This window comes from Streptomyces sp. NPDC048191 (assembly GCF_040652655.1).
In the GTDB taxonomy this organism is placed as follows: domain Bacteria; phylum Actinomycetota; class Actinomycetes; order Streptomycetales; family Streptomycetaceae; genus Streptomyces.
Map to the genome: position 1 here is coordinate 97812 of NZ_JBEZMO010000018.1, position 14128 is coordinate 111939.

Here is a 14128-nt window from a genome sequence, read left to right on the forward strand (position 1 = left end):
GTCAGCTCGCCGCCGCCAGCGCCGGGGCGCGGTCGAGGGCGGCCGAGAACTGGTCCACCACGTGCCCCAGCGCCTCGGCGGCGGCCGGGGCCACGGTCAGCGAACCGTCCTCACCCACGGCGATGTCCTTGTCGAGGGTGAACCAGCCCTGGACGATGTGCGCGGCACCCATGGAGTTCAGCACCGGGCGCAGGGCGTAGTCGATGGCGAGGACGTGCGCGGCCGAGCCTCCGGTGGCGAGGGGCAGCACGGTCTTGCCGGTCAGCGCGTACTGCGGGAGCAGGTCCAGCAGCGCCTTCAGGACACCAGAGTACGACGCCTTGTAGATGGGTGTGCCGATCAGGACGCCGTCGGCACGGGTGAACAGCTCGGTGGCCTCGGCGATGGCGGGGTGCCGGAAGTCCGCGCCGAGCAGGGCCTCGGCGGGGATGGTGCGGACGTCGAGCGGAATCACCTCGTGGCCCTGGGCGATCAGCCGCTGGTCCAGGTGGCGCAGCAGACGACCCGTGCGGGAGGACGCGGAAGGGCTGCCGGAGACGGACAGGACGGTGGCCATGGGGTGCCTCGTTTTCTGGGGTGCGCCGGGCGCCCGTAGGTAGGGGACGGACGCCCGGGGAGTGAATCGGTCAGGGGTACCAGGTGGGTTCGGGCGGTTCGCCTGCCAGGACCCTGCGGCCGGCCTCGCGGCGCTCGCGGGTTGCGGCGGTGCCCGTGGCGAGGACCGCGGCGACCTCGGCGGCGCGCGATCCGCTCCTGGGCGGTGGCGGGTGCGGGGTGGCTGGACCGGTCGGGGGGTGCCGGAGTGCTGCTCTTGCCGGGTGTCCCCCTTCCCGGTGCGGTGCGGACGGCGGAAGGCCGGTCAGACACTCGCGGGTACCGACTGCGGCTCGGTGTCCGGTAGTTGGGCCTCCAGTGCCCGGACGAGCGGCAACACGCGCCGGCCGAAGTACTCGACCTCCTCGTGGTAGTGCAGGAAGCCGAGCAGGAAGAGGTCGACGCCGCGCTGCTTGTAGGCGACGATGCGCTCCGCGATCTGCTCCGGGGTGCCGATGAGGCCGGTGCGGAAGCCGTCGTTGTACTGGACCAGGTCCTCGAAGGAGGAGTCCTGCCACATGCCCTTCTGGTCGGCCGTGGACTGTCCCGCCTGCTTCACGGCCGCGCCGAACCCCTCCACCGCCTCGGTGTCGGCCTTGGCGACGATCTCGCGCAGCGTCTCGCGGGCCTCGGCCTCGGTGTCCCGGGCGATGAGGAAGCCGTTGAGGCCGAACTTCGGTGCGGTGCGTCCCGCTTCGGCGGCAGCAGCGCGGACGTCCGCGATCTGCTCGACGACGCCGTCGAAGTCCTTGCCGTTGGAGAAGTACCAGTCGGAGACCCGGCCGGCCATGCGCCGGGCGGCGGTGGAGTTGCCGCCCTGGAAGATCTCCGGGTGCGGGCGCTCGGGGGTGCTGGACGGTTTGGGCTTGAGAGAGAAGTCGCGCAACCGGTAGAAGTCACCGGCGAGTTCGGCGTGGTCCTCGGTCCAGATCTTGCGGAGGGCGGTGATGAACTCCTCGGAGCGGCGGTAGCGCTCGTCGTGTTCCAGCCAAGGCTCGCCGAGCGCGGTGAACTCGCGCTTGAACCAGCCGGAGACGACGTTCACGGCGAAGCGGCCGCCCGACAAGTGGTCGGCGGTGGCGCCGAATTTGGCGAGGACGCCGGGGTGCCACAGTCCGGGGTGGACGGCGGCGATGATCTTCAGGCGCTCGGTGGCCAGCAGCAGGGCGAGGCTGAAGCTGGTCGACTCGTGCTGGTACTCGGCGCCGTAGCCGGCCATGTAGCGGACCTGGCTGAGGGCGTACTCGAACCCGTTGTTCTCGGCGAGGACGGCGAGTTCGCGGTTGTAGTCGTACCCCCAGTCGGTGCGCTGTTCGATCGTACTGGTGACGAGTCCCCCGCTGACGTTGGGGACCCAGTAGGCGAATTTCAGGGGCGCTGCGGGCATGCGGAACTCCTGGTGCGGAATTGCTCGGTGACGTTTTCCGGCATGCCGAATTCCACGCGAGTGCAAGGGCGGGGGAATTCGGGCGGTGCTGGACGGGAGCGAAGGGCGGCCGGCGCCGGACGGGAGCGAAGGGCGGCGGATCGGCGGAAAAAGGGGGCGATCAGGCCGCGGCGCAACAGGAGGCGCTGGAAACGCGCGCGAGGTCGACATGGCGTCGCCGCGTGAGGTCCAGTCGCATCGTCATGCCGTCGATCGTGGCAGCCGCCGGCGAGGGCCGTCAAGGAGAACCCGACCGGTCTCGTATCGCGGACCATTGAATTTCACGAAGGTGTGACAGGGAAACCCTTGAACCGGATTCTCGGCACCCCGCATTCTGCGGCGGTGCGGACCGAACAGCTGGAATACATAGCGGCGGTGACCCGGCTCGGCTCACTTCGCCGGGCGGCCGACGAACTGCGCCTGTCCCAGCCGGCGTTGAGCGAGACGGTGCGCAACCTGGAGCGGGAACTCGGCGTCGACCTGCTGGAGCGCAAGCGCTCGGGTGCCACGATGAGCGCGGCGGGCCGGGAACTGCTGCCGCACATCGTGAGCGTGCTGGAGGCCGTGGACCGGCTGCGTGCGGCGGCCGGCGAGCAGCACCGCATCAGCCGCATGGTGCGCGTCGGCACGGTGAACGCGGCGACCGTGCCGCTGCTGATCCCCGTGCTCCGCGCGTTCCGGTCCACGCACCCGGCCACCCAGGTCGAGGTGGTCGGCGCGCAGCAGACGGAGATCCAGCGCGGCCTCGTGGAGGGCGGTTTCGACCTGGGGCTGGTCAACCACCTGGAGGGCGACGACGTGCCCGCCGGCATGGAGTGCACCGAACTGCTGAGCGGCCGGCCGGTGGTGTGCCTGCGCCCGGACAGCCCGCTGGCCGCACTGGCGGCGGTCGGCGCCGAGGACCTGCTCGGCGTGCCGTTGATCGCGATGCGCGCCGGCTATGTGATGCACCGGTACGTGCACCGCCTGCTGTCGGGCCGTACGCCCGCGTTCTCCTACTCGACCGATGGCGCGGAGATGGGCAAGCTGCTGGTCGCCGAGGGGCTCGGGGCGACGGTGCTGCCGGACTTCAGTGTCGTCGGGGATCCGCTGGAGCGGTCCGGGACGATCACCTGCCGGCCGATCGCCGACGACACCACCCGGGTGCTGCTGACGCTCCAGCGCCGCCGCGCGGAGTCGGTACCGCAGGCGGCCCGGGATCTGCACGCCGCGTTCGTACGCCGGGCGCGGGAACTGGCCGCGGTCTGACCGGCCGCCCCTTCAGGCGCGGCCGTCGTCGTCGCGCGCCTCGGCCAGGACGAGGAAGGCGTCGGACTCGAGGTCCATCACCACGGTCACCCGCTCGCCCTCGGCGCGGCGCGCGGCCGCGTACTCCTCCGCGGGCCAGGATCCTCGCGGGGCCCCGGCGGGGAACCGCTCCAGCACCTTCGCACCCATGACGGTCGGTCACCTCCGAGGCCGTGACGTGGACGGAACGTACGCCCTGTACTACGCGCCTGCCCGGATTCGGTGCGGACATGCCACCTCGGTGCCGACGCGCTCCTGGCCCTCGCCCCCCTCGCCAGCCTCGTCCCGGGAGCCACATCTCATGAACGCCTCGATCGTGCTGTTCACCGCCGACCTGCGTCTGCACGACCACCCTCCCCTGCGCGCGGCGTCGGCCGGCGGCCGCCCGGTGGTCCCGCTGTTCGTACGCGACCGGGGTGTGGCCGACGCAGGTTTCGCCGTGCCCAACCGGCTGGCCTTCCTCGCCGACTGCCTGCGGGACCTGGACGCCGGGCTGCGCGAGCGCGGCGGGCGGCTCGTGGTGCGCTCCGGCGACGTCGTCGAGGAGGTGTGCGGGGTGGCCGCCGCGGTGGACGCCGACGAGGTGCACATGGCGGCCGACGTCAGCGCCTACGCGCACCGCAGGGAGCGGCGGCTGCGCCGCGCCCTGGAGGCGGACGGGCGGCGGCTGCTGGTGCACGACACGGTGACGACGGTGGTGCCGCCCGGGGCGCTGACACCGGCCGCCTCCGACCACTTCGCCGTCTTCACGCCCTACTTCCGCCACTGGTCGGCGCAGCGGTTGCGCGATGTGGTCGGTGTGCCGCGGTCGGTCCGGGTCCCGGACGGCATCGCCTCCGAGGGGCTTCCGTCCCGTACCACGCTGTCGGGCGTGTCCGCCGGGCTGGTCTCCGGCGGCGAGTCGGCGGGCCGCGGAGGGCTCACCTGGTGGCTCCGCTCGGGCCTCGCCGGCTACGCCGACCGGCAGGACGACCTGGCCGGGGACGCGACCTCACGGCTGTCCCCGCATCTGCATTTCGGCACGCTGTCCCCCGTCGAACTCGTCCACCGGGCACGCACGGTCGGCGGCCCCGGCGCGGAGGCGTTCGTCCGGCAACTGGCCTGGCGGGACTTCCACCGGCAGGTGCTGGCCGCACGCCCCGCCGCGGCCGGCGTCGACTACCGCACACGGCACGACCGCTGGCGCTCCGGACGGACGGCCCGGGCCGACGTCGAGGCCTGGCGCGAGGGCCGTACGGGCTACCCGGTGATCGACGCGGCGATGCGCCAACTGCGGCACGAGGGGTGGATGCACAACCGCGGTCGCCTGCTGACGGCGAGCTTCCTCACGAAGACGCTGTACGTCGACTGGCGCGTCGGGGCCCGCCACTTCCTGGACCTGCTGGTCGACGGAGACATCGCCGACAACCAGTTGAACTGGCAGTGGGTGGCGGGCACCGGCACGGACACCCGCCCGAACCGCGTGCTGAACCCCGTCGCCCAGGGCAGGCGGCACGATCCCGACGGTGCGTACGTCCGGCGCTGGGTGCCGGAGCTGGCCGGCGTCCCGGGGGCCGCGGTCCACGAGCCGTGGAAGCTCCGGGGCGAGGGCCGGCCCGGCATCGGCGCCTACCCGGATCCGATCGTCGACCTGGCCGACGGTCTGGCCCGCTTCGAGCGGGCGCGGTCGCAGGCCTACACATAAAGAGTAAATAAGAGCAAACTGGGAACATGCGGCAGTAACCGCACACAGCACCCAGACACGGTCTGGCCTGCGAAGTCAAAGGAGACGAGTCATGGCCAACCTGCACAGGGGTGATATATCAACCCACCCCGATGTCTCCGAAATGCGGGCACGCTACGCCCGCATGCTCGGCGGTCGTGATGTGGCGCTCGTGGACGGGCCGGTCTTCCTGCTCGGTCTCTACTGCGCGGCATCTCCGTGGATAGTGCACTACACGACGAGCCAGCCCGCGCTCATGACCCACAACCTGATCGTGGGCATAGCGATAGGGCTCCTGGCACTGGGATTCACCCGGGCCCCCGAGCGGATGTACGGCCTCAGCTGGGCCATGTGCGCCATGGGCATCTGGCTGATCATCGCCCCCTGGATCGTGGGCAGCGGCCCCGACATGGGCGTGATCATCAACAACGTCGTCATCGGCGCACTGGCGCTCGTACTCGGACTCGTCTGTGCGGGTACGGCGGCGAAGAGTACCCCCAGGCCGTAGCGGAGGAGACACAGGAAAGGATCGACGAGCAGGACGCGAGGCCGGTCCGCCCGGGCGGACCGGCCTGCCTCGCGCCCGCTCAGCGGCTCGGCACCAGCCAGGGCTCCTGCGGCAGGGTGCGGCCGGTCTCCAGCAGCGACTTGAGGTTGGACAGCACGGCCGGCCAGCCGCCGGCCACGGCCGAGCGCTCATCCTCGTCGTTGAGGTCCTCGTGGACGACGGTGAGCCGGACGATGTCCTCGTGGGGCCGGATCTCGAAGGTGACGCGGGAGTGCCGGTACTCCCGGCCCTCCTCGTCGGGCGCCGCCCAGGTGGTGACCAGCCGGGTCGGCGGCTCGCTCTCCACCACCCTGCCCACCACGTCGGCGACGCCCGAGCCGTCCGTGCGCACATGCGCCCAGCGGGAGCCGGGCCGCCAGTCGGACTCGTTGCGGTGGCCCCAGTAGGCGGCCGTCAGGTCGGCGTCGGTGAGCGCCTCCCAGACCTTCTCGGGTGTGCTCGCGATGTAGGTGACGTACACGAAGCTGGGCTTGTCGGTCATGGCTTCCTCGGCTCGTCGCTTCAGGGCACCGAGCGCGGCGAGGCGCGGGCGCTCGAACTTGTCGATCCACCGCTCCTGGATCTCGTGGAGCGGTACGGGGTTGAGGTAGTGCAGCTTCTCCCGCCCCCGCCGCACCGTGCTGATCAGGTTGGCGGCCTCCAGGACGGCCAGGTGCTGGGTGACCGACTGGCGCGTCATGGCGATGCGCTCGCACAGCTCACCCAGGGTCTGGCCGTTGTTCTCGTGGAGCCGGTCCAGCAGGCGTCGGCGCGTGTCGTCGGCCAGCGCCTTGAAGACCTGGTCCATCCCGGTGTCGTCCTCTGATCGCACACTCAACGTTATGCAGGCAATTGCTTGCATGTCAAGGACGGGCAGGGCGTTCCCGACGAGGTCCGAGGCGACCCGGTGCCAGAAGGCCACGGCGGGCGGGGCGTCCTGCTGAAATGCGATCTCCGACGACCCGGATGTCGGGCGAGCACCACTCCTACGGCCCGCAGCCCACACCCCTGCGCCGCGCCCCGCTCACCACGAGGAAGCTGTTCGGCACCCGCACCGGGACGCGCTCACCGCGGAAGCTGCCGTCGGGGGCGGGCAGGACCCCGCGGAAGGCGGACGCGTCATGGCGGAACATCAGCCACAGCCGCTCCACGGTGGGCCGGTCCTCGGCGGTCGCGGGGCGGACCGTGACATCGGGAAGCACGGTCTCGGCCGTACGACGAAGCCTCCCCCGCGGACCAGGGTCCGGGCCGGGGAGGCCGGCGCAGACTGCCTGACTCCAGTCCCTTGCGGGCACGTTGGTCACGCCGCGGGTGCCACGTCCGGGTCCGCGCCCGCCCGGTACTCCTCGCTGATCTCCTTCCGCCCGAACGGCCACACCTTCTCCAGCCGCGCCCACACGACGAAGGCCACACAACCGAGGGCCAGCCAGGCCAGGGACCACTCGATGGGATGACGGCCCGGGGAGTTCTTGTCGGCGTAGCCGTAGATCACGCACCAGCCGGCGAACGCGAGGACGCTCGGCAGCGGGTAGAGCCACATCCGGTACGGGCGGCGCAGGTCCGGCTGGCGTCGGCGCAGCACGGTCAGGGCCACGATCTGGGCGAGGGCCTGCACGATCACCATCACGGTGGTCAGCAGCTGGATCAGGGTGGCCAGGTCCGTGTGGCGGCCGATCAGGAAACCCACGGCGGTGATCACACCCATGGTCGCGAGGCCCAGCATCGGGAAGCGGTGCCTCGGGTGCAGTTTCTCGTACGGCCGGAAGAACACGCGGTCGCGGGCGGCGTCGTAGGGGACGCGGGAGCCGCCGAGCAGCCCGGTGAAGACGGAGGCGAAAGCGGTGACCAGGATCAGTACGGTCACCGTGTCGGCGGCGCCCTTGCCCCAGGTCTTCTCCAGCACCGCCGAGGCGACCGAGGTGGACGCGATGTCGTGCGGGTCGGTCATCCGGTGCCAGTCCACGATCCCGAGGGTGCCGATCTGCAGCAGCAGGTAGATCGCCATGATGCCGAGGATGGAGAAGAGGATCGAGCGCGGGAGCGTCCGGCCGGGGTCCTTGATCTCGGCACCCATGTAGGCCGTGGTGTTGTAGCCGAGGTAGTCGTAGATGCCGATGGTCAGGCCCGCGGCGAAGCCGAGCCAGAAGTGGTTGCTCATCAGGTCGAACGCGCCCGCCGGGTACGTGAAGGCGAGGTGCGGGCTGAAGTCGGTCGCGGCCGCGACGATCACGAGGAGGACCGAGGCGATCATCACGGTCCACATCACGGCGGTGATCCGGGCGATGTGCTCGATACCGCGCCACAGCAGGATCACGACCAGCGCGATGACGCCGAGACCGATCAGGTCACCGGAGGTCTGTCCGAGACCCGGGGCCAGGTAGCCCAGGTACTGCACGAAGCCGACCACGCCGGTGGACATGATCAACGGAATGAAGAGCATCGCCGTCCACACGAACAGGAATGGCATCAGCCGGCCGGTGCGGTACTGGAATGCCTGGCGCAGATAGACGTAGCTGCCGCCGGAGCCGGGCATCGCGGCGCCCAGCTCGGCCCAGACCAGTCCGTCGCACAGCGCGAGGACGGCACCCGCAACGAAACCGATGACCGCCTGCGGGCCGCCGAACGCGCTGACCATCAGCGGGATCGTCACGAAGGGGCCGATGCCGCACATCTGACTCATGTTGATGGCCGCGGCCTGGAACGGGCCGACACGACGGACGAAACCACCCGTGGGCGGCGGACTACCGGACATGGGGACTCCTGACGCCACGGGCGCGCTCGACGGCACCCGGCGGGCTGACTGGCCGATAAAGTTAAGGAGCCTTACTAGCGGCGTCAAGTGTGCCTGACGCATGCGTGAGAATGGTGCGATGGCCGCCAGCGAAGTCATGGAGCAGCAGGAACAGCCCTGGAGCCGCCGACGGCTGCGCAGCACCAACGAGCGGCTCCTGCTGGACCGGCTGCGCACCCACGGCGCCGCGTCGCGCGCCCAACTGGCACGGGAGACGGGACTGTCGAAGCCGACCGTCTCCAGCGCACTGGCCTCCCTGGAGACGGCCGGCCTGGTGCACGAGGTCGGCACCCACGCCCCGGAGCGCGGGCGCACCGCCGTGCTCTACGCCCCCGACCCGGCCGCCGGGTACGCGCTCGGCGTGGACATCGGCCGGGGCTGGCTGCGCGTGGCGGTGGTCGATCTGGACGGCACGGTCGTCGCCCGCACGGACGTGCGCAACCGGGCCCGCGCCTCCGCCGCGCTGACCGGCCTCGTCGTGGGCACCGCACGCCAGGTCATCGCCAACTCGGGCGTGGATCCGGCCGAGGTGGTGCACGGCGTGGTCGGCACGCCCGGCGTGTACGACGAGAAGCAGCGCCGGGTGCGGTACGCGATGCACCTGCCGGGCTGGGGGCGCGCGGGGCTGGTCGACCGGATGGCCGAGGAGCTCGGCGTACCGCTGGAGGTGCACAACGACGCGAACCTGGCGGCGCTCGGCGAGTACACGTACGGCGTCGGCACCGGCAGCCGGCTCTTCGCGTACATCCTGATCGGCACCGGGCTCGGCATGGGCGTGGTCAGCGAGGGACGGCTCTTCACGGGCGCGCACGGACTCGCCGGCGAGATCGGCTTCCTGCCCTGGCCGGGCCGGCAGAAGCCGGAGCGGCTGGAGGACGCGGTGTCCGGGGTGGCCGTGGTGGAGGCCGCCCGGGAGTTCGGGATGAGCGGGCAGCTCACGGCGAAGGCGGTCTTCGACGCGGCCCGGCAGGGCAGTCCGGCCGCGCTGCGGGCGGTGGAGCTGGAGGGCGAGCGGATCGCGCACACCGTGGCGGCGGCCGCCGCCGTGCTCGACCCGGACCTCGTGGTGCTCGGCGGCGGTCTCGGCCACAGTGTGGACCTGCTGCTGCGGCCGGTCCGGGAACAGGTGCGCGCCCTCACCCCGCTGCGCCCGCGCATCGCGCCCAGCCGGCTCGGCGAGGACGCCGTCCTGCTCGGAGCGGTGGCCACGGCACTGGACACGGCCCGGGACCTGGTCTTCGAGCGCAGGGCGGCCGGAACCTGACACCCCAACGGCGCGGCCGCCCGGGGTCATTGACACGACCGGGGCGGCGCCCTAGCTTGAACCAGATTAGTAAAGTTTCCTAACTTTACAAGGCTGGAGGCCGCCGTGTTCCGTCGCCCCGCCCCCGGCTGCCGGTACGCCATCACCGCGCTGGTCCTGGGCCTGCTCGGCTCGCTGACCAGCGGCGCCTGGGCCGGCGCCGGGCACCCGGGACCACCGCACGGGCACCCCCGGACCACCCGTGTGCCCGCCGCGGCCGGCACCGCGACCCCGCTCGCCGGTTACGCCGTCCAGTCCTCCGCGAAGGTGAGCGACTCCCCGGCCGCCGTCTCCTCCCCCGGCTACCCGGCACACGGCTGGTATCCGGCGGGGCCCCGCTCCACGGTCCTGGCCGCGTTGCTCGCCGACGGTGTGTACGCCGACCCGTTCTTCTCCGCCAACCAGCAGAAGATCCCGGCGGCCGACTTCCGGGTGCCCTGGTGGTACCGCTCCGACTTCACCGTCGAGGACACCTCCCGGCGCACCTTCCTCGACTTCAGCGGGGTGATCTCGGCGGCCGACGTCCATGTGAACGGCCATCAGGTGGCGACGGCCGCCGACGTCACCGGCGCCTACACGCACCACGAGCTGGACATCACCTCGCTCGTCAGGTCCGGCACCAACACGGTCGCCTTCCGCGTCCGGCCCAACGACCCGGCCGAGGACCTCACCATGGGCTGGATCGACTGGCTCCAGCCACCACCCGACCGGAACATGGGCATCGTCCGGGACGTCCTGGTGCGCAGGGGCGGACCGGTGGCGCTGCGCGACGCGCATGTCGTCACCGAACTGGCCGTGCCGTCGCTCGCCTCCGCCGACCTGACGGTGAAGGCCGTAGCCCGCAACGACACCGGCAGCGCGGTCACCGCCGAGGTCACCGGACGCATCGGCGCGACCGCCTTCACCCGGCGGGTGCGGCTCGCCGCGCACGAGGCGAGGACCGTCACCTTCTCCCCCACCGACACCCCGGGCCTGCGTCTCACCTCACCGAGGGTGTGGTGGCCGGCCGGAATGGGCGGACAGCCGCTGTACGACCTGGACCTCACCGCGTCCGTCGCCGGTACGACGTCCGACACGGCGCACGAGAGCTTCGGCATCCGCGACGTCCGGGCGCCGCTGGACGCGGGCGGCGCGCGCCAGTACCGGATCAACGGCCGCAGGTTGCTGATCAAGGGCGGCGGCTGGTCGCCCGACGAGTTCCTGCGCTGGGACCGCACTTATGTCGAGGACCGGCTGAAGTACGCGTTGGACCTGGGCCTGAACACCATCCGGCTGGAAGGGCACCTGGAGCCCGACGAGTTCTTCGGCCTGGCCGACCGGTACGGCATTCTCACGCTGCCGGGCTGGGAGTGCTGCGACAAGTGGGAGGGCAACGTCAACGGCGCCGACGAACCCGGCGAGCCGTGGACCGCCGCCGACTATCCGGTGGCGAGGGCCTCCATGGCCGCCGAGGCGGCCCGGCTGCGCGACCACCCGAGCGTGATCTCCTTCCTGATCGGCAGCGACTTCGCGCCCGACGCGAGGATCGAGAAGATGTACCTGGACGCCCTGAAGGCCGCGGACTGGCCCGATCCGGTGGTCAGTGCCGCCTCGGACAACTCCTCGCCACGACTGGGGAGTTCGGGCATGAAGATGACCGGTCCGTACGACTGGGTGCCGCCCGCCTACTGGTACGCCAAACGGGAGGGCGGGGCCACCGGCTTCAACTCCGAGACCAGCGCGGGCCCGAGCATCCCCACCCTCGACACCCTGCGCCGGATGCTGACCCCGGCCGAACTGGACACGCTCTGGAAGGACCCGAACGCCCGCCAGTACCACCGCTCGCCGTCCTCCGTCTTCGGCACGCTCAGGATCTACGACGCCGCCCTCACCGGCCGCTACGGCGCCCCCACCGGCCTCGCCGACTACGTACGCAAGGCCCAGCTGGCCCAGTACGAGAACGTGCGCGCCCAGTTCGAGGCGTACGAGCGCAACGCCACCGACCCGGCCGCCCCCTCGACCGGAGTGATCCACTGGATGTTCAACAGCGGCTGGACCTCCCTGCACTGGCAGCTGACGGACCGCTACCTCGATCAGGGCGGCGCCTATTTCGGGGCCAAGAAGGCGAACGAGCCCCTGCACGTCCAGTACTCGTACGACAACCGCTCGGTCGTCGTCGTCAACCACCGGCACGCCTCGGCGAGTGGACTCACCGCCCGGGCCACGCTGTTCAACCCCGACGGCACGCAGAAGTACGACAGGAGCGTGACCGGGCTGACGGTGGCCGGGGACGGGGCGCACGGCACCGCCCTCACCCTGCCGTCCTCGGTGAACGGGCTGTCGACGACGTATCTGCTCCGCCTGGTCCTGACGGACGCGGACGGCAGGGAGGTGAGCCGGAACGTGTACTGGCTCTCCACCCGGCCCGACACCCTCGACTGGAACGCCACCACCTGGTACTACACGCCGACGACGAGCTACGCCGACCTCGAGGGGCTGGCCTCGATGGCACGGGTGCCGGTGGCGGCGACGGCGACCACACGGTCGTCGCATGGCACGTCGACGACGACCGTCACCCTGCGCAACGCCGGGAGCGGCCGGACCCCGGCGCTGCTGACGGACGTCCACCTCGTGGACGCGCAGGGGACCCCGGTGCTGCCGGTGCGCTGGTCGGACGACGACGTGAGCCTGTGGCCGGGCGAGTCGGTGACGCTGACCGCGACCTACCGCACAAAGGAGCTGCACGGCTCGGCCCCGGGCGTGCGGGTGTCCGGCTGGAACACGCCGGAGCGGACGGTGCCGGCGGCACGGCACGGCGGGGGTGGACCGGCGGGGCCCACCCCCGGCCGGTTCAGCTCACGTTGAGCGCGGTGTCGTCCACGACGAACGACGTCTGGTACTGGGAGCCTTCGGTACCGGTGAACTTCAGCGTGACGGTCTGCCCGGCGTAGCTGCTGAGGTCGAAGCTGCGCTGGGTGTAGCCGGAGGCCGCGTTGAGGTTCGAGTAGGTGGCCAGGGTGCCCAGCACGGTGCCGGAGCTGTTGAGCACCTGCACCTTGAGGGTGTCGTAGGCCGTGCTGGTCGAGGTCTCGGCGGTGTCGATGTGCAGGTAGAAGGTGAGCCTCGCCGACGAGCAGCCCGAGGGGATGCTCACCGACTGGGAGAGGGTGTCGGTCGTGGCGGTGCCGTAGCCGTCGAGCCAGGCGTAGTACGAGCCGGAACGGGCCGACTCACCGGTGGAGTTGGTGATGACCCCGCTGGACCCGCTCCACACGGTGTTGCCGGACTCGAAGCCGTTGTTGCCGAGGAGCTGGGCCGCGGTGCAGGTGCCGGTGCCGCCGCCCCCGCCTCCACCGCCGCTGCTGGTGCCCGAACCGGCCAGCCAGGCGGTGGCGTTGAGGGCCAGGGCGGCGTTGGTGGCACTGGAGTCGTTCCAGCCGTCGTACAGGGTGTTCCCGGACTGGCCGGTGCCGTCGTCGATCGGGGAGCTGTCGCCCCAGAACGCGACGCGGCCGCTGCCGAAGGTGCTGGTGAGGAAGAAGGCGCCGGTGTTGCCGGAGTAACCGGTGCGGTAGAGCAGGCCCTTGACGTTCGGGTTGTCCGACGGCTTGAGCGTGGCGGTGGTGCCGTTGGCGATCAGGCTCTTGGTGACGGTGCCGAAGGATCCGTGCAGCACCGGGTCGGTGCTGTCGCTGATCGCCGCCGGGTGGTCGGAGCTGATGTTCAGCGAGTCGATCGAGAAGCCGAACGGGTCGGTGGAGTCGACGCTGTTGTTCGTCATCAGGTCGTTGAGGATCTTGACCGCGTCGGCGCCGTCGTTGTTGCGGTCGGAGCCGGTGTGGTCGGAGACCATGAACAGCCCGCCGCCGTTCTTCACGAAGTTCATGATCGCCGTCTTCTCGGCGCTCGTGAACAGCGTGTTGGGTTCCGGCAGGACCAGCGTGTCGAAGTTCGACAGGTCGGTCGAGGACGAGCCGCCGTAGCTGAGGCTGGAACCCGACGGCAGTGTCTTCAGGCTGTAGTCGCCGGTCTTCTGCAGCGCCACGCCCCAGGAGGACAGGGCGCCGGTCCAGTCGGTCTCCGCGGACGGGGAGGAGTCCTGGCCGAGCGGGTCGGGCTGGCTGGTGGAGATGATCCAGTCGGCGTTTCCGGCCGTCTCGGCGTGCGCGTTGTCGAACAGGACGCGGTGCGTGGTCGCCGCGTGGGCGGCGGTGCCGCTGCCGACCTGGAGGGCGGCTCCGGTGACGAGCAGCCCGAAGCCGGCCAGGGCGGTGGTGAGTCTGCGGCGGGATCTCCGGGATCCGAGCATCCGACGAACCTCCATGAGGGGTGGGGAGAGGCGGTGCGGCGCCAATTCTGCGCGCGTAGAGCCCGCTTGAGAGTTCTACACGCGTCGATTGGTTGAAAGGTACATGGCATGAAGGTCCGATGAACAGACAGCCGCCGCACCAACCGGGGTGGAGTGGCTCCGCCCACAGCGGGCAGACGGGGAGCGGGAG

At 71.1% G+C, this 14128-nt stretch carries 13 protein-coding genes; 5 read left to right on the plus strand and 8 right to left on the minus strand.

Translation table 11 applies throughout. The annotated features are described in order from the left end of the window. Position 1: 1 nt before the first annotated feature. The 3 genes from ssuE to AB0D93_RS27120 form a co-directional block, all read right to left on the minus strand. A complete protein-coding gene (gene ssuE, locus AB0D93_RS27110) occupies positions 2-556 on the minus strand; it encodes an NADPH-dependent FMN reductase (protein WP_362124186.1) in 555 nt (184 codons plus the stop codon). 303 nt (positions 557-859) lie between these two features. Beyond that, a complete protein-coding gene (gene sfnG / locus AB0D93_RS27115) occupies positions 860-1981 on the minus strand; it encodes a dimethylsulfone monooxygenase SfnG (RefSeq protein WP_362124189.1) in 1122 nt (373 codons plus the stop codon). Between the two features lie 160 nt (positions 1982-2141). Continuing rightward, positions 2142-2225 carry a putative leader peptide gene (locus AB0D93_RS27120; RefSeq protein WP_356032329.1) on the minus strand — a complete coding sequence of 28 codons (84 nt, stop codon included), beginning with the start codon at positions 2223-2225 and terminating at the stop codon, positions 2142-2144. 137 nt (positions 2226-2362) lie between these two features. Here AB0D93_RS27120 and AB0D93_RS27125 point away from each other — a divergent pair, with 137 nt between their 5' ends. Beyond that, positions 2363-3268 (plus strand): LysR family transcriptional regulator, encoded by a 906-nt coding sequence (locus tag AB0D93_RS27125; RefSeq protein ID WP_362124192.1) that lies wholly within the window; start codon positions 2363-2365, stop codon positions 3266-3268. Between the two features lie 12 nt (positions 3269-3280). Here AB0D93_RS27125 and AB0D93_RS27130 read toward each other — a convergent pair whose 3' ends face one another. Then, entirely contained in the window at positions 3281-3457 is a 177-nt protein-coding gene (locus AB0D93_RS27130; protein WP_362124195.1) for a hypothetical protein, read from the minus strand. 151 nt (positions 3458-3608) lie between these two features. Here AB0D93_RS27130 and AB0D93_RS27135 point away from each other — a divergent pair, with 151 nt between their 5' ends. Further along, the gene (locus AB0D93_RS27135; RefSeq protein ID WP_362124198.1) at positions 3609-4991 is read left to right on the plus strand and encodes a deoxyribodipyrimidine photo-lyase; all 1383 of its coding nucleotides are present in this window, start codon (positions 3609-3611) and stop codon (positions 4989-4991) included. A 91-nt stretch (positions 4992-5082) separates the two neighbouring features. Beyond that, positions 5083-5517 carry an SPW repeat protein gene (locus AB0D93_RS27140; RefSeq protein WP_362124202.1) on the plus strand — a complete coding sequence of 145 codons (435 nt, stop codon included), beginning with the start codon at positions 5083-5085 and terminating at the stop codon, positions 5515-5517. Positions 5518-5596: 79 nt separating this feature from the next. Here the strand turns inward: AB0D93_RS27140 and AB0D93_RS27145 are convergent, their stop codons facing one another. From AB0D93_RS27145 to AB0D93_RS27155, 3 genes are all read right to left on the minus strand, one after another. Further along, positions 5597-6364: a metalloregulator ArsR/SmtB family transcription factor gene (locus AB0D93_RS27145; protein WP_362124410.1), complete on the minus strand. Its 768-nt coding sequence runs from the start codon at positions 6362-6364 to the stop codon at positions 5597-5599. A 178-nt stretch (positions 6365-6542) separates the two neighbouring features. Beyond that, positions 6543-6758: a hypothetical protein gene (locus AB0D93_RS27150; protein WP_362124205.1), complete on the minus strand. Its 216-nt coding sequence runs from the start codon at positions 6756-6758 to the stop codon at positions 6543-6545. Between the two features lie 98 nt (positions 6759-6856). Then, positions 6857-8308, minus strand: a complete 1452-nt coding sequence (locus AB0D93_RS27155; protein ID WP_362124208.1) for an APC family permease — start codon at positions 8306-8308, stop codon at positions 6857-6859. Positions 8309-8426: 118 nt separating this feature from the next. On the opposite strand from AB0D93_RS27155, the gene AB0D93_RS27160 reads away from it, so the two are divergent. Both AB0D93_RS27160 and AB0D93_RS27165 read left to right on the plus strand, forming a co-directional pair. Further along, positions 8427-9611, plus strand: a complete 1185-nt coding sequence (locus AB0D93_RS27160) for an ROK family transcriptional regulator (RefSeq protein ID WP_362124211.1) — start codon at positions 8427-8429, stop codon at positions 9609-9611. 105 nt (positions 9612-9716) lie between these two features. Further along, on the plus strand, positions 9717-12494 hold the full coding sequence (locus AB0D93_RS27165) for an exo-beta-D-glucosaminidase (RefSeq protein WP_362124214.1): 2778 nt from the start codon (positions 9717-9719) through the stop codon (positions 12492-12494). Here AB0D93_RS27165 and AB0D93_RS27170 read toward each other — a convergent pair. Beyond that, the gene (locus AB0D93_RS27170; RefSeq protein WP_362124217.1) at positions 12481-13938 is read right to left on the minus strand and encodes a hydrolase; all 1458 of its coding nucleotides are present in this window, start codon (positions 13936-13938) and stop codon (positions 12481-12483) included. The genes AB0D93_RS27165 and AB0D93_RS27170 overlap by 14 nt on opposite strands. Between the last annotated feature and the right edge of the window lie 190 nt (positions 13939-14128).

Excerpts from the sequence above, each read along its gene's own strand:
- AB0D93_RS27155 (WP_362124208.1), bottom strand. The coding sequence starts at position 8,308 with ATGTCCGGTAGTCCGCCGCCCACGGGTGGTTTCGTCCGTCGTGTCGGC.
- sfnG (WP_362124189.1), bottom strand. The coding sequence starts at position 1,981 with ATGCCCGCAGCGCCCCTGAAATTCGCCTACTGGGTCCCCAACGTCAGC.
- AB0D93_RS27130 (WP_362124195.1), bottom strand. The coding sequence starts at position 3,457 with ATGGGTGCGAAGGTGCTGGAGCGGTTCCCCGCCGGGGCCCCGCGAGGA.
- AB0D93_RS27160 (WP_362124211.1), top strand. The coding sequence starts at position 8,427 with ATGGCCGCCAGCGAAGTCATGGAGCAGCAGGAACAGCCCTGGAGCCGC.
- AB0D93_RS27140 (WP_362124202.1), top strand. The coding sequence starts at position 5,083 with ATGGCCAACCTGCACAGGGGTGATATATCAACCCACCCCGATGTCTCC.
- AB0D93_RS27170 (WP_362124217.1), bottom strand. The coding sequence starts at position 13,938 with ATGCTCGGATCCCGGAGATCCCGCCGCAGACTCACCACCGCCCTGGCC.
- AB0D93_RS27135 (WP_362124198.1), top strand. The coding sequence starts at position 3,609 with ATGAACGCCTCGATCGTGCTGTTCACCGCCGACCTGCGTCTGCACGAC.
- AB0D93_RS27120 (WP_356032329.1), bottom strand. The coding sequence starts at position 2,225 with ATGACGATGCGACTGGACCTCACGCGGCGACGCCATGTCGACCTCGCG.
- AB0D93_RS27145 (WP_362124410.1), bottom strand. The coding sequence starts at position 6,364 with ATGGACCAGGTCTTCAAGGCGCTGGCCGACGACACGCGCCGACGCCTG.
- ssuE (WP_362124186.1), bottom strand. The coding sequence starts at position 556 with ATGGCCACCGTCCTGTCCGTCTCCGGCAGCCCTTCCGCGTCCTCCCGC.